This window comes from Streptomyces sp. H27-D2 (assembly GCF_035828615.1).
Classification (GTDB): domain Bacteria; phylum Actinomycetota; class Actinomycetes; order Streptomycetales; family Streptomycetaceae; genus Streptomyces.
Map to the genome: position 1 here is coordinate 72,046 of NZ_JAYMZR010000018.1, position 13,275 is coordinate 85,320.

The window sequence follows — 13,275 nt, forward strand, 5'->3', positions numbered from 1 at the left end:
CCCGTCCTTCGTCGAATCGTGCGGCTTTTTCAGGTGACGGGGCGCAGGCGCAGTCCCTGCATCCCGCCGTCGACGGCCAGCGCGGTGCCGGTGACGGCTGCCGCGGCGGGGCTCGCCAGGTAGGCGATGGCGGCGGCGACCTCCTCGGCGGCGACCAGCCGGCCGGCCGGCTGGCGGGCCTCCAGGGCGGCGCGCTCGGCCGCCGGGTCGCCGGTCCGCTCCAGCAGCCGGCCGATCCAGGGGGTGTCGGCGGTGCCGGGGTTGACGCAGTTGACGCGGATGCCCTCGCGCACGTGGTCGGCGGCCATCGCGAGGGTCAGCGACAGCACCGCGCCCTTGCTGGCGCTGTACGCGGCGCGCTGCGGCAGCCCGGCGGTGGCGGCGATGGAGCAGGTGTGGGTGATCGACACGCAGCCCGGCCGGTCCTCGGCGGCCCGCCGCAGGTGCGGCAGGGCGGCGCGGGCGGTGCGGACCAGGCCGAGGACGTTGATGTCGAGCAGCCGGTGCCACTCGGCATCGGAGTTGTCCTCGACCGATCCGAGAGCCCCGATGCCCGCGTTGCCCACCACCGTGTGCAGCGCGCCCAGTTCGGCGACGGCCTCGGCGACGGCGGCGCGTACGCCCTCGTCGGAGGTGACGTCGGCCTTGATCGGCAGGGTGCCGGGCGGGGCTCCGCTCGGGTCGCGGTCCAGTACGGCGACGCGGGCGCCCCGGTCGCGGAGCAGCGCGGCGGTGGCGGCGCCGATGCCGGAGGCGCCGCCGGTGACCAGGGCGACCAGCCCGTCGAAGTCCTTGCCCGTGCCGAATTCGGCTGCGCGGGTCATCCGTTCGTCTCCTGTCCCGCGGGGGCTGCTCCCGCGACGGCTGCTTCTTCCGTGGTGCGCGATGCTTCTTCCGTGGTGCGCGATGCGGTGCGCGATGCGCGTGAGGTCAGTGCTCCCGGAGTACGAGCCGTGCTGTCCGCAATCCCCGCCGTGACCCTCGTCCGCCAGACGGGCCCGTCCGGATAACTGTGCGCGGCCATCGATTCGGGGCGCATCCGGGCGGAGAAGCCGGGCGTGGCCGGGGCGCGGTAGCGGCCGTTCTCGATGACGACGGGGTCGCAGAAGTGCTCGTGCAGATGGTCGACGTATTCGATCACGCGGTCGTCCCAGCTGCCGGAGACCGCGACGAAGTCGAACATGGCGAGGTGCTGGACGAGTTCGCACAGCCCGACGCCACCCGCGTGCGGGCACACCGGCACCCCGTACTTCGCCGCGAGCAGCAGGATCGCGAGGTTCTCGTTGACCCCGGCGACCCGCGCCGCGTCGATCTGCACGAAATCCACCGCACCGGCCTGCAACAGCTGTTTGAAGACGACCCGGTTGGCGACGTGCTCGCCGGTGGCGACCTTGACCGGCTGCCCCGCGCGGATCGCGGCGTGGCCGAGGATGTCGTCGGGGCTGGTCGGTTCCTCGATCCAGTGCGGTTCGTACGGCGCGAGGGCGCGCATCCAGCGCAGCGCCTCGGCCACGTCCCAGCGCTGGTTGGCGTCGACGGCGATCCGGATGCCGGGGCCGACGCACTCGCGGGCCAGCCGCAGCCGCCGGACGTCGTCGTCGAGGTCGCCGCCGACCTTGAGCTTGATCTGCCCGAAGCCGTCGGCGACGGCCTGTCTGGCGAGTCCGGCGAGCTTCTCGTCGGAGTAGCCGAGCCAGCCGGGCGAGGTGGTGTAGGCGGGGTAGCCGCGCTCGCGCAGCCGCTCGGCCCGCTCGGCGCGGCCCGGCTCGGCGGCGCGCAGGATGGCGAGCGCCTCGTCGGGGCTGAGGGCGTCGGAGAGATAGCGGAAGTCGACCAGACCGACCAGTTCCTCGGGTGTCATGGACGCGAGGAACTCCCAGACCGGCTGCCCGGCCTGCCGGGCGGCCAGGTCCCAGGCCGCGTTGACGACCGCGCCGGCCGCCATGTGGATCACGCCCTTCTCCGGGCCGAGCCAGCGCAGCTGCGAGTCGTGGGTCAGCTCGCGGTGCAGTCCGGCCAGGTCGGCGGCGGTACGCGGGACCGGGCGGCCGACGACGAAGGGGCGCAGCGCGCCGATGGCGGCCGCCATGACGTCGTTGCCCCGGCCGATGGTGAAGCAGAAGCCGTGCCCCTCGTGGAAGGGGCCGTCCTGGGGGAGGCCGCCGGGGGCGTGCGGGTCGCGCGGGGCGTCGGTGCGCAGCACCACATACGCGGCGGAGTAGTCGGGGTCGGGATTCATCGCGTCCGAGCCGTCGAGCTGTTCCGAGGTGGGGAAGCGGATGTCGAGAACCTCGACATCGAGGACGGTCGGACTCATGCACACCCCTGCCGGAAGAACATCGGACCTTTACTGGTCATCCGATGTATAGCGCCGACTGGTGCCAGCCGTCCAGGGGTGTGGCCGAACTTAAGTGATCTCGTCGCGATCACAGATCGGATGAATCAACGAATGTTTCAGCACTCGTCCGTGTACAGGGGCTGCAGAGCGGTGCCCCGGAAGCCGTAGTCTGAAGGCGCACGCAATGGGAACTGCAGCCGGTGACGATCCGCGGGGAGCGCACCGGTCGGAAGGAGGCGCTGGGTGATCGAGCTGGAGGGGGTTCCCGAGCTTGTCGACCCGGTCATGGTCTGCAGCTTCGAAGGCTGGAACGACGCCGGTGACGCCGCCTCCGCAGCTGTCGAACACCTCGACCGGGAGTGGAAGGGCGAGACTTTCGCGGCGCTGGACGCCGAGGACTACTACGACTTCCAGGTCAACCGGCCGACGGTGTTCCTCGACAACGGGGTCCGCAAGATCACTTGGCCGACGACCCGGCTCTCGGTGATCCGGATCGGCGGCGCCAAGCCGCGCGATCTGGTCCTGGTGCGCGGGATCGAACCGAGCATGCGCTGGCGCTCGTTCTGCAACGAGATCCTGGGCTTCGCCCATGAGCTGGGCGTGGAGATGGTGGTGATCCTGGGCGCGTTGCTCGGCGACACCCCGCACACCCGGCCGGTCCCGGTCAGCGGCGTCACCTCCGACCCGGAGCTGGCGCAGACCATGGACCTGGAGGAGACCCGCTACGAGGGGCCGACCGGCATCGTCGGCATCCTGCAGGAAGCCTGCACCCACGCGGGCGTCCCGGCGGTGAGCCTGTGGGCGGCCGTTCCGCACTACGTCTCGCAGCCGCCCAACCCGAAGGCGACGCTGGCCCTGCTCAACCGGCTCGAGGACCTCATCGGTCTGCGCATCCCGCTCGGCGAACTGGCCGAGGACGCGCGGGCCTGGCAGGTCGGCGTCGACCAGCTGGCCGCCGAGGACAGCGAGGTGGCCGAGTACGTCCAGTCGCTGGAGGAGGCGCGGGACACCGCCGAGCTGCCCGAAGCCTCGGGCGAGGCCATCGCCCGGGAATTCGAGCGCTATCTGCGCCGCCGCGACCAGCCGGGGCCCGGCCCCGGCGGGCACGCGACGGATCTGGGCACGACCGACGGCCGGGAGCCCGGCGCGTATCTCCGCGACTCCTCCAGCGGCCGGACCCGGCCGTCGAAGCCGGCGGCGAAGGACGAGCCCGCGCGCTCCGAGGAGCCCGCACAGCCGGACGAGGCGACGCCCGGCACGACCGACGAAGCGGCACCTGGGGCGGCATCGGAAACGACCGCTCCGGACAGGCACACGACGGACGAGCACACCACGGGCAGCGCCTCGGCGGACCGACCCGCACCGGAGAAATCCACGGTGGACAAGCCCTCGGCGGAAAAGCCGGCGCCGGAGAAACCCGCACCGGACGAGCCCGAGAGCGACGACTGAGCCCGGGTCCCGAAACCACGGGACCACCGGGACCGACGGCGACGTCCGCAGGACCGACGTCCGCAGGACACGACACGGCCGCCGTGCACAGCCTCCAGGGCGTGCACGGCGGCCGTTCCGCACTCCGCGTCGCCCGGCCCGCCGTCCGCGCGGCCGGGCCCGGTTCAGACCCCGCGGACCGCGACCGCCTCGTACGTCGTCGTGGGCGTCGGCGTCTCGATGTCGAACCGGGCGTTGGGCAGATAGATCCGCTTCCCGTACGCGGCGGCCGTGGTCGGGATGCGGAAGCGCGCGTCGGTGATCCTGGCGACGGCCTCGCCGCTGCTCCCGCTCTTGTCGAGCCGCAGCACGTCGACCGCGTTCTGCGCCTGCTGGACGACGTACATCGTGCGGCCGAGCAGCAGCACGCCGTCGCCGTTCACCAGCGGCGGGCCGGTGTGCGGGACCTTGCGGGCGCGTCCGCTGCGCGGGTCCACCCGGAAGAACGCGCCCGCGAAGGCGTTGACGACGAGCAGGGCCCGTCCGTCCGGGGTCCGCTCGATCCCGTTCGCCGTGAAGTCGCCGCCCTGGACCCACTCCCCGGTGAGCGGCAGCGTGCGGACCGCGCGCGGCGCGGGCAACTCGCCGTGGCGGCCCAGCGGCAGCACGTACAGCTGGGCGTGGAACGAGTCGGTGAACCAGGCTGCGTCCGGCGTGAGGATCACATCGTTGACGAAGCCGCCCTCGGCGCCGACCCGGTAGGTCGCGAGGATCTTCCCGCTGCGCACCTCGACGACGCGTATCTCGCGGCTGTCGCCGCCCGCGATGAACAGCCGCCCGCGCTGGTCGAGTTTGAGGCCGACGGAGGGAGTGCCCGGCCCCTGGCTGATCACCGAGCCCCGGCCGGTGGCCAGGCTCGCGCGGTAGACCGAGCCGTCAGCGAGCGAGCCGAAGTAGGCGTAGGGGGCCGAGCCGATGGCGATGCCCTCCGGCTGGAAGCCGTCCGGAAGGGCGATCGTGGTGGGCCAGCCGCCACCCGACCGGTCCAGTGGGGCGGTTGGGGCCGCCTGGGCGGTGCGCGCCAGCGGCCCGAGGAGCGCGGCGCCGCCCAGTGCGGCGCCGGCGCCGAGGAGTCTTCGACGTGCGAAGGAGCCTTCCATGCTGTGAGCGTCCTTCCGACAAGTGCCGATGAGTGGTCTTGCGACCCAGCCACCTCAACACAGCACTTCCGCCCCAGCGCCGCGCACCAGCATCTCTCCACAAGCGAATTGGGGCGCTCCACCGGTGCGGGGAGCGCCCCAATACGGGCGTCGTTTCCTGAGCAGCGGCGCGATTCGCCGCTCGGGCGTTGTCGGGTCAGACGGGCCGACGGCTCAGAGCGCGACCCCGAGGAGCGCGTCGACGGCGCGCGAGGCCAGACCCGGCGCCCCCTCGTCCGTACCGTCGCCGGACGTCTGGGCCAGCGCCCAGCGGTCGACGGCGGCCAGCGCCTTCGGGGAGTCGAGGTCGTCCGCGAGGGCTTCGCGGATCTCCTCCAGCAGCGCTTCGGCGGGCAGCCCGTCGGGCCGGGAGACGGCGGCGCGCCAGCGGGCGAGGCGCGCGACGGCCTCGTCCAGGACGGTGTCCGTCCACTCCCAGTCGGCGCGGTAGTGGTTGGCGAGCAGCGCGAGCCGGATCGCCGCCGGGTCGACGCCGTTCCTGCGGGTCGTGGAGACGAAGACGAGGTTGCCCTTGGATTTGGACATCTTCTCGCCGTTCAGGCCGACCATGCCCGCGTGCACATAGGTCTTGGCGAACGGGTGCTCGCCGGTCAGCGCCTGGGCGTGCGAAGCGCCCATCTCGTGGTGCGGGAAGGCGAGGTCGGAGCCGCCGCCCTGGACGTCGAAGCCCATCCCCAGGTGGTCCAGCGCGATGGCCACACACTCGATGTGCCAGCCGGGGCGTCCCTGGCCGAGCGAAGCGCCGTCCCAGCTGGGCTCGCCCTCGCGCGCGGCCATCCACAGCATCGGGTCGAGCGGGTTCTTCTTGCCCGGACGGTCCGGGTCGCCGCCGCGCTCGGCGGACAGGATCCGCATCGCCTCGGCGTCCAGATTCGAGACCCCGCCGAAGGCCGGGTCGGAGTCGACGGAGAAGTAGACGTCGCGGCCCAGCTCATAGGCCGCACCGGCGTCACGCAGCCGCTCGACCAGCGGCACGATGCCCGGTATCGCCTCGACGGCGCCGATGTACTGCTGCGGCGGGAGCATCCGCAGGGCCGTCATGTCCTCACGGAACAAGGCGGTCTCCCGCTCGGCGAGCGCTGCCCAGTCCACGCCGGTCGCCACAGCCCGCTCCAGCAGCGGGTCGTCGACATCGGTCACGTTCTGGACGTAATGCACCTGCCGCTTCGTGTCGAGCCACACGCGTTGCACGAGGTCGAACGCGTTATAGGTCGCCGCGTGTCCCATATGGGTAGCGTCGTACGGCGTGATGCCGCATACGTAGATTCGGGCGACGGGACCGGGGGCGAGGGTCACTCGTCCAGCGGTCGCGGTGTCGTGGATCCGGAGGTCGCGGCCACTGCCAGGCAGGGCGGGTACCTCAGAAGCGGGCCAGGCATACATGCCTTGAGCGTAACCGGACGCGGCTTCCGGATACGAACCGGACCTGGTCGGCTGTCCGGATCGCTGTCCGGATCGGCGGTCTTGCGGGGCCGCGCGGAAGCGTTTCCGCTCAGAGCGGCGGCCACGGAATCGCGGGCCACTGGCCGCTCGGCACCGGGTGCCGGCCGGTGTCCAGCAGAGCGGCGACCCGGGTGCGGACGGCCTCGACCTCGGCGGCGGTGAGCAATTCGGCCAGTCGGGCGGCGAGGGGGCCCTCGTCGGCCAGGTCGGCCGAAAGACGACCCAGCACCTCGACTGCTTCCTCCGAGAGAGGTTCGCCCGCCCAGCCCCACAGCAGGGTGCGCAGCTTGTCCTCCGCGTTGAAGGTCACACCGTGATCGATCGCATAGAGCCGGCTGTCGCCGGTGGGCAGCAGATGGCCGCCCTTGCGGTCGGCGTTGTTGATCACCGCGTCGAGCACGGCGAGCCGGCGCAGCCGGGTGTCGTCCGCGTGCACCAGCAGCGCGGTGCGGCCCTCGCCGACCTCGGCGAAGGCGATCGCCTTCCAGCCGGGACCCGGCTCCTCGGTCTCCAGCAGCGCCAGCAGCTCGCCGCCGCTGCCGTCGCCGATCCCGTCGCCCTCGGTCTCGATCCACAGCTGGCACATGCCCTCGCCGTACGGCCCGTCGCGCAGCACCGTGGGCGGGATCAGGCCCCAGCCGGTGGCGAGCGAGACCTCATAGGCGGCGACCTCGCGCCGGGCCAGGGTGCCGTCGGGGAAGTCCCACAGCGGGCGCTCCCCCGCGACCGGCTTGTAGACGCACGCGGCGCTGCGGCCCCGGTGCTCGACCGTGCAGTACAGGACGGCGTTGGACGCCTCCCCGATCCGTGACCTGACGGTCAGTTCACCGCGCGCCAGCAGCTCGTACGCCGCCGCGGACTCGTCCGCCGCGAGCGGCTCACCGACGGTCATACCTCGCGGCGGTATCCGTTCTGGCGCGGACATACATGTCCTTCCGGGTCGAGCGGCAGGCTGCACAGCGGACACGGCGGACGCCCGGCGTTGACCACGTCGAGGGCGCGCTTGGCGAACGCCCGCGCCATCGCGCCGGTCAGCCGCACCCGCAGCATCGGCGGGCCGTTGACGTCGTCCTGCATCAGCCGCTCCTCGGCCGCCGCGAGGTCCTCCTCGGAGTCCGCGTCGAGCTCGACGAGAGCCTGCGCCTCGACGACCATCCGCTGCTCCTCGCCGTCCCAGGCGAGCGCCATCGTGCCGACCCGGAACTCCTCGTCCACGGGGGCACTCAGCGGTGCGGTGTCGGCGACTTCGACGGGCGCCACGGCCGGGACGGGCGCGTTGCCGCCGGTGCGGCGGACCACCTCGTCCAGCAGTTCGTCTATCCGCTCGGCGAGCGCCTCGACCTGTGCCTTCTCCAGAGCGACGCTGGTCGTACGGCCCGACCCCGACGCCTGGAGGAAGAAGGTCCGGCGGCCAGGGAGCCCGACCGTGCCGGCGACGAAGCGGTCCGGCGGGTCGTAAAGGAACACCTGACGGGACACTTCCTTCTCCCTCGGGGTCGATTGCTGGATCTCGATTTCTCGTTCACCGGCGTGGCCCGTCACGAGCTGGGTCGCGCCTGGGGCCGCGCCGTCGCACCACCCTACTGCCCACGTGGATCACGGTGCGCCCGCGCCACCGCCCACCACCGCGTCGTCGCAGGACCCGCCGGAGGACCCCTCGGACGACCCGCCGGGCACCTCGTGGGGCGCCAGGCCGCCGAGCTCGCCGGTGTCCCCCAGCCGGATCAGGTAGGGGCGCAGCGGGGTGTAGCGGATCGCGGTGACCGAGCAGGGTTCGACCGCGATGCGCTGGAAGAGGTCGAGGTGCATGCCCAGGGCGTCGGCGACGATCGCCTTGATGATGTCGCCGTGCGAGCACATCAGATAGACCGCGTCGGCGCCGTGCTCGGCCTCGATCCGCTCGTTCCAGCCGCGCACCGCCTCGACCGCGCGGGCCTGCATCGCGCGCAGCGACTCGCCGCCGGGGAAGGCGGCCGCGGACGCGTGCTGCTGCACGACGGTCATCAGCGGTTCGTCGCTCAGCTCGGCGAGCTTGCGGTTCGACCAGTCCCCGTAGTCGCACTCGCCGATCCGCTCGTCGCTGTGGAAGGGCAGTTCCGGGCGGGCCGCGAGCAGCGGCGCGAGGGTCTCCTGGCAGCGTTGCAGCGGGCTGGCGACGGCCGCGGCCAGCGGGAGTCCGGCCAGCCGGCCGGGCAGCCCCGCGGCCTGCGCGGCACCGCGTTCGTCCAGAGCGACGCCGGGGGTCCAGCCGGCGAGCAGTCCCTCGGTGTTGGCGGTCGACCGGCCGTGCCGGACGAGTATCAGCGTAGGCATGCCCGCCAGCGTAGTGGTGGTGTGATCGCGCGGGATCAGGCGACAATGTCCGGCGTGATCGTGGACTGCGCCATCTACAAGGCCGGGAGCCGTACCGAAGGCCCCGCCGACTTCTCCGATGCCCTGGATCAGGCCAGGGCCGCCGGGGACTCCTTTCTGTGGATCGGGCTGCACGAGCCGACCGAGGACGAGCTCAACCTGGTGACCAGCGAGTTCGGCCTGCACCCGCTGGCCGTCGAAGACGCCCTGGCCGCCCACCAGCGGCCCAAGCTGGAGATCTACGACGACTCGCTGTTCCTGGTCCTCAAGCCGGTGCTCTACGACGACGCCGACGGCAGCGTGACCGCGGGCGAGCTGATGGTCTTCGTCGGCGACTCCTTCGTCGTCACCGTGCGGCATGGCGAGGCCAATCCGCTGAGCGCGGTGCGCGAGCGGCTGGAGCACAGCCCGGAGGTGCTCCAGCACGGTCCGACGGCCGTGATGTACGCGGTCTCGGACGCCGTCGTGGACCACTACCTGGAGGTCGCCGCCGAGCTGCACGAGGATCTGGACGAGCTGGAGGCGGAGGTCTTCAGCCCGGACGGCGGCGGCGCGAAGAACACCGCGAGTCAGATTTACGCCTTCAAGCGCCAGGCCCTCGAATTCCGCCGGTCGAGCAGCCCGCTGGCGGAGCCGATGGCGCGGCTGATGAGCCCCGGCGTGCCGTTCGTGCACGAGCACTCGCAGCCGTTCTTCCGCGACGTGGGCGACCACCTGACGCGCGCGAACGAGCAGGTGGAGGGCCTGGACCGGCTGCTCTCCGACATCCTGGCGGCGCATCTCGCCCAGGTGGGGGTGCGGCAGAACGACGACATGCGCAAGATCTCGGCGTGGGCGGCGATGGCGGCCGCCCCGACGATGGTCGCCGGCATCTACGGCATGAACTTCAAGCACATGCCGGAGCTGGGGTGGACCTGGGGATATCCGATGGTCGTCGTCGCCATGGCGATCATCGAAGTCGCGCTGCACCGGATGTTCAGGCGGCGCGGCTGGCTGTGAGGACGGCTGTGCCCGGCGTCAGCGGCGCCGTGCCGGGTGATCTTTGGTGCCAGAGCGCGCTGCGCGGGAGGTACCAGAGCGGCGATCCTGCCGTTCTCCCAGCCCCCTGCGCCTCTCCGGCCGCTGCGATGGAGCAGAAGAGCCGGTACGCCTCGTCGTCGTCGAGAATCTCCTGGAACAAACTCCTGGCCGAGAGCATCACTGCCACCTCCGTGCAGGGCGTCCACCAAGAAGAAGTCAAGGGCGATGTGCGGCGTGAGGCAAGCGATGCGTCGGTCATCTCAGCTGAAAGGCCGGTCATCTCAGCCGAAAGAAGGACATCGGCACCCGCCCGCGCGCGTAACCACTCGGGCTGTGGGGCGTTGTGATGGTGACGGCCGTGGCGGGGAAGACCCCCGAGCCCCCACCACGGCCGCAGACTTCTTTCGCCGGGTCTGCCCCGGAACCTGCCGGGCCTCCCCCGCAACCCGCCCGGAACCCGGCTTCGCCGGGGTTTCCCCGCGCTTCAGGCCAGGTCGGCCCGCTCCAGCGCCTCGACGCCCGCGCGCAGGCTCGTGAGCCGCTCTTCGAGGGTGAAGCCGGCGGGGGCGAGGTTCAGCGTGGTGACCCCGGCCTCCTGGTAGGCGCGCAGCCGGTCGGCGATGCGCTCGACCGGGCCGAGCAGGCTGGTCTTGTCGATCAGCTCGCGCGGCACGGCCGCACTGGCGCCCTTCTTGTCGCCGGCCAGGTACTTGTCCTGGATCTCCGCGGCTTCCTTCTCGTAGCCCATGCGCTGCGCGAGCTTGTTGTAGAAGTTCTGCTTACGGCTGCCCATGCCGCCGACGTACAGGGCGGTGTACGGACGGAAGATGTCGGCCAGCGCGTCGATGTCGTCGCCGACCGCCATCGGGAGGGTCGGCGCGACGTCGAAGCCCTCCAGCGTCTTGCCGACCTTCGCGCGGCCCGCGCGGATCGCGGTCAGCGCGGTCTCCTCGACATGCTCGGCGGCGCAGAAGATGAGCAGCGCGCCGTCGGCGATCTCGCCGGTCTGTTCGAGGTTCTTCGGGCCGATCGCGGCGATGTAGAGCGGGATGTGCTCGCGCACCGGGTGCACGGTGAGCTTGAGCGGCTTGCCGGGGCCGTCGGGGAGCGGCAGCGTCCAGTGCTCGCCCTCGTGCGTGAGCCGCTCGCGGGTCATCGCCTTGCGGACGATCTCGACGTACTCGCGGGTGCGGGCCAGCGGCTTGTCGAACTTGACGCCGTACCAGCCCTCGGAGACCTGCGGGCCCGATACGCCGAGGCCGAGCCGGAACCGGCCGCCGGAGAGTGAGTCGAGGGTCGCGGCGGTCATCGCCGTCATCGCGGGCGCACGGGCCGGGATCTGGAAGATCGCCGATCCGACGTCGATCCGCTCGGTCTGCGCCGCCACCCAGGCGAGCACGGTGGGAGCGTCGGAGCCGTAGGCCTCCGCCGCCCAGCAGACCGCGTAGCCGAGCTTGTCGGCCTCACGAGCGACGGCCAGGTTGTCCGCGTCCATCCCGGCGCCCCAGTAGCCGAGGTTGATCCCGAGCCGCATATCCGCTCCCCTTACTGGTCAGTAACGTTTGTGTCCCCGGACTGTAGCGCGCCGGGCCGGGATACGGCAGGGACCTGTGGACAACTGATCGCCGGGCCCGTTGTCGGCGGGCGTTGTCCGGACCGGTTGTCCACAGGTCCCCGGTGGCGGGCGGTCCGCCAGTAATCTCAGCGTTCATGGAGCAAAGGCACCTGGGCCGGACCGGATTGCGCGTGTCGCGCATCGGGCTCGGCACCCTCACCTGGGCACGGGACACCGGCGAGCACGACGCCGCCGATCAGCTCAAGGTGTTCCGGGACAACGGCGGCACGCTGATCGACACCGCCGACGTCTACGCGGACGGCGGCTCGGAGTATCTGCTGGGCCGACTGCTGGACAGCCTGGTGCCGCGCCGGGACCTGGTCATCGCGACCAAGGCGGGCAGCGTCCCCGACCCCGACCACCGCTTCGACGGCTCCCGCGGCCATCTCCTCGCGGCGCTCGACGCCTCCCTGGATCGGCTCGGCACGGACTACGTAGACCTGTGGCAGGTGCACGCCTTCGACCCGCTCACGCCGCTCGACGAGACGCTGCAAGCGCTGGACATAGCCGTCAGCAGCGGGCGCGCCCGCTATGTCGGGGTGTCCAACTTCTGCGGCTGGCAGCTCGCCAAGGCGGCCACCTGGCAGCTCGCCGCGCCCGGCTCGCGCACCCGGCTGGCGAGCACCCAGATGGAGTACTCCCTGCTCCAGCGCGGCATCGAACGGGAGGTGCTGCCCGCCGCCCTCGACCTGGGCGTCGGCCTGCTTCCGTCCTCCCCGCTCGGCCGCGGTGTGCTCACGGCCAAGTACCGGCACACCACCCCGCCGGACTCGCGCGGCGCCTCCGAGCAGCTCGCGCCCTTCGTCGAGCCCTACCTCGACGAACCGGCGAGCCGCATCGTCGAGGCCGTCGCCACCGCGGCCGACGGCCTCGCGGTGACCCCGCTGCACGTCGCGCTCGCCTGGATCCGGGACCGCCCCGGAGTCGTCGCGCCGATCGTCGGCGCACGCACGGCGCGGCAGCTCCGCGCCGCATTGTCAGTGGAGGCCCTTACCCTTCCTGACGAGATCTGCCAGGCACTGGACGATGTGTCAGCGCCTGTGCACCGTTATCCCGATCAGGACTGGAGCACGCTGTGAGCACCGACCCTCTCGCCGGCGAAGCCGCTACCGCGCCCGAGCAGGAGGCCGCGCCCGGCTTCAGCCCCGAGCAGCCCGCACCGCCGGACGGCACGGGGGGCGCCGGAGGCGCCGATGGCCCGGACGACAGCGCGGGCTCGGGCTCCGGCTCGGCCCCGGACTCCGACTCCGGTTCCGCGCGCGCGTCGGGTGAGGTCTCCGAGGCCGCGCAGGACGAATCCCCGGGGGCTCCGGCGGAGTCACCGGCCCCGGACGAGCCGATGGGCGACGCCGGGTCTCCTACGCCGGGGCCGGACGGCAACGCCGACTCCCCGGGCGAGGGCCCCGAGGGCGAGAGCGGTGTTTTCCCCCGCGACCCGGCCGCACCGGCCGCACTGGCCGAATCGGCATCCGGTGCCGCAGCCGACGTGGGGACCCCAACCCAGGACGACGGGGCTGACGCAGCGCCGAGCGAAGCCTCCGCGGACGGCGCGGACGGCGCGGACGGCGCGGACGGCGCGGACGGCGCGGACGGCGCGGACGGCGCGGACGGCGCGGACGGCGCGGACGGCGAAGCTGACTCCGGCGGGCTGGCCGCAGAGGCAGACGGCGGGGCCGGGGCGAAAGCCTCGGCCGGGGCCGGAGCGGAAACCTCGGCCGGGGCCGGAGCGGAAACCTCGGCCGGGGCCGGAGCGGAAACCTCGGCCGGGGCCGGAGCGGAAACCTCGGCCGAAGCCCCCGCGGGGACGGAACCCGCGAACGACGCGGGCAGCGCCGCCCGCTCGGCCGCCGCGGAAGCGC

11 protein-coding genes and 2 pseudogenes are annotated in these 13,275 nt (G+C 72.4%); 4 read left to right on the plus strand and 9 right to left on the minus strand.

Annotation, left to right across the window (positions count from 1 at the left end; all coding sequences use genetic code 11):
- Window positions 1–29: 29 nt before the first annotated feature.
- On the minus strand, window positions 30–824 hold the full coding sequence (locus QMK28_RS10345; protein ID WP_326436763.1) for an SDR family NAD(P)-dependent oxidoreductase: 795 nt from the start codon (window positions 822–824) through the stop codon (window positions 30–32).
- The gene (locus QMK28_RS10350; protein ID WP_326436764.1) at window positions 821–2,317 is read right to left on the minus strand and encodes an enolase C-terminal domain-like protein; all 1,497 of its coding nucleotides are present in this window, start codon (window positions 2,315–2,317) and stop codon (window positions 821–823) included. Before QMK28_RS10350 ends, QMK28_RS10345 begins: the two co-directional genes overlap by 4 nt.
- 264 nt (window positions 2,318–2,581) lie before the next feature.
- On the opposite strand from QMK28_RS10350, the gene QMK28_RS10355 reads away from it, so the two are divergent.
- On the plus strand, window positions 2,582–3,787 hold the full coding sequence (locus QMK28_RS10355; RefSeq protein WP_326436765.1) for a PAC2 family protein: 1,206 nt from the start codon (window positions 2,582–2,584) through the stop codon (window positions 3,785–3,787).
- Window positions 3,788–3,951: 164 nt separating this feature from the next.
- On the opposite strand, the gene QMK28_RS10360 is transcribed toward QMK28_RS10355, so the two are convergent.
- From QMK28_RS10360 to QMK28_RS10380, 5 genes are all read right to left on the minus strand, one after another.
- On the minus strand, window positions 3,952–4,926 hold the full coding sequence (locus QMK28_RS10360; RefSeq protein WP_326436766.1) for an SMP-30/gluconolactonase/LRE family protein: 975 nt from the start codon (window positions 4,924–4,926) through the stop codon (window positions 3,952–3,954).
- Window positions 4,927–5,139: 213 nt separating this feature from the next.
- Window positions 5,140–6,369 (minus strand): cysteine--1-D-myo-inosityl 2-amino-2-deoxy-alpha-D-glucopyranoside ligase, encoded by a 1,230-nt coding sequence (gene mshC / locus QMK28_RS10365; RefSeq protein ID WP_326436767.1) that lies wholly within the window; start codon window positions 6,367–6,369, stop codon window positions 5,140–5,142.
- A 109-nt stretch (window positions 6,370–6,478) separates the two neighbouring features.
- Window positions 6,479–7,354, minus strand: a complete 876-nt coding sequence (locus QMK28_RS10370) for an SCO1664 family protein (protein WP_326436768.1) — start codon at window positions 7,352–7,354, stop codon at window positions 6,479–6,481.
- Window positions 7,318–7,908 (minus strand): DUF3090 domain-containing protein, encoded by a 591-nt coding sequence (locus tag QMK28_RS10375; protein WP_326436769.1) that lies wholly within the window; start codon window positions 7,906–7,908, stop codon window positions 7,318–7,320. Before QMK28_RS10375 ends, QMK28_RS10370 begins: the two co-directional genes overlap by 37 nt.
- A gap of 117 nt (window positions 7,909–8,025) precedes the next feature.
- On the minus strand, window positions 8,026–8,742 hold the full coding sequence (locus QMK28_RS10380; RefSeq protein ID WP_326436770.1) for a histidine phosphatase family protein: 717 nt from the start codon (window positions 8,740–8,742) through the stop codon (window positions 8,026–8,028).
- Window positions 8,743–8,787: 45 nt separating this feature from the next.
- Here QMK28_RS10380 and corA point away from each other — a divergent pair, with 45 nt between their 5' ends.
- Window positions 8,788–9,780 (plus strand): magnesium/cobalt transporter CorA, encoded by a 993-nt coding sequence (gene corA, locus QMK28_RS10385; RefSeq protein ID WP_326436771.1) that lies wholly within the window; start codon window positions 8,788–8,790, stop codon window positions 9,778–9,780.
- A gap of 2 nt (window positions 9,781–9,782) precedes the next feature.
- Here corA and QMK28_RS10390 read toward each other — a convergent pair.
- A pseudogene (locus QMK28_RS10390) lies at window positions 9,783–9,979 on the minus strand (ferritin-like domain-containing protein); the annotation flags it as partial.
- Between the two features lie 306 nt (window positions 9,980–10,285).
- Window positions 10,286–11,335 carry an LLM class F420-dependent oxidoreductase gene (locus QMK28_RS10395; protein WP_326436772.1) on the minus strand — a complete coding sequence of 350 codons (1,050 nt, stop codon included), beginning with the start codon at window positions 11,333–11,335 and terminating at the stop codon, window positions 10,286–10,288.
- Between the two features lie 176 nt (window positions 11,336–11,511).
- On the opposite strand from QMK28_RS10395, the gene QMK28_RS10400 reads away from it, so the two are divergent.
- Together QMK28_RS10400 and QMK28_RS10405 are read left to right on the plus strand one after the other, a co-directional pair.
- Window positions 11,512–12,495, plus strand: coding sequence for an aldo/keto reductase (locus QMK28_RS10400; protein WP_326436773.1), 984 nt, complete (start codon window positions 11,512–11,514; stop codon window positions 12,493–12,495).
- Window positions 12,492–13,275: pseudogene (locus tag QMK28_RS10405) on the plus strand (hypothetical protein); the annotation flags it as partial. The gene QMK28_RS10400 and the pseudogene QMK28_RS10405, both read left to right, overlap by 4 nt.

Coding starts and splice junctions, on each gene's coding strand:
- QMK28_RS10400 (WP_326436773.1), top strand. CDS start 11,512: ATGGAGCAAAGGCACCTGGGCCGGACCGGATTGCGCGTGTCGCGCATC.
- QMK28_RS10370 (WP_326436768.1), bottom strand. CDS start 7,354: ATGTCCGCGCCAGAACGGATACCGCCGCGAGGTATGACCGTCGGTGAG.
- corA (WP_326436771.1), top strand. CDS start 8,788: ATGTCCGGCGTGATCGTGGACTGCGCCATCTACAAGGCCGGGAGCCGT.
- QMK28_RS10395 (WP_326436772.1), bottom strand. CDS start 11,335: ATGCGGCTCGGGATCAACCTCGGCTACTGGGGCGCCGGGATGGACGCG.
- QMK28_RS10360 (WP_326436766.1), bottom strand. CDS start 4,926: ATGGAAGGCTCCTTCGCACGTCGAAGACTCCTCGGCGCCGGCGCCGCA.
- mshC (WP_326436767.1), bottom strand. CDS start 6,369: ATGTATGCCTGGCCCGCTTCTGAGGTACCCGCCCTGCCTGGCAGTGGC.
- QMK28_RS10345 (WP_326436763.1), bottom strand. CDS start 824: ATGACCCGCGCAGCCGAATTCGGCACGGGCAAGGACTTCGACGGGCTG.
- QMK28_RS10350 (WP_326436764.1), bottom strand. CDS start 2,317: ATGAGTCCGACCGTCCTCGATGTCGAGGTTCTCGACATCCGCTTCCCC.
- QMK28_RS10380 (WP_326436770.1), bottom strand. CDS start 8,742: ATGCCTACGCTGATACTCGTCCGGCACGGCCGGTCGACCGCCAACACC.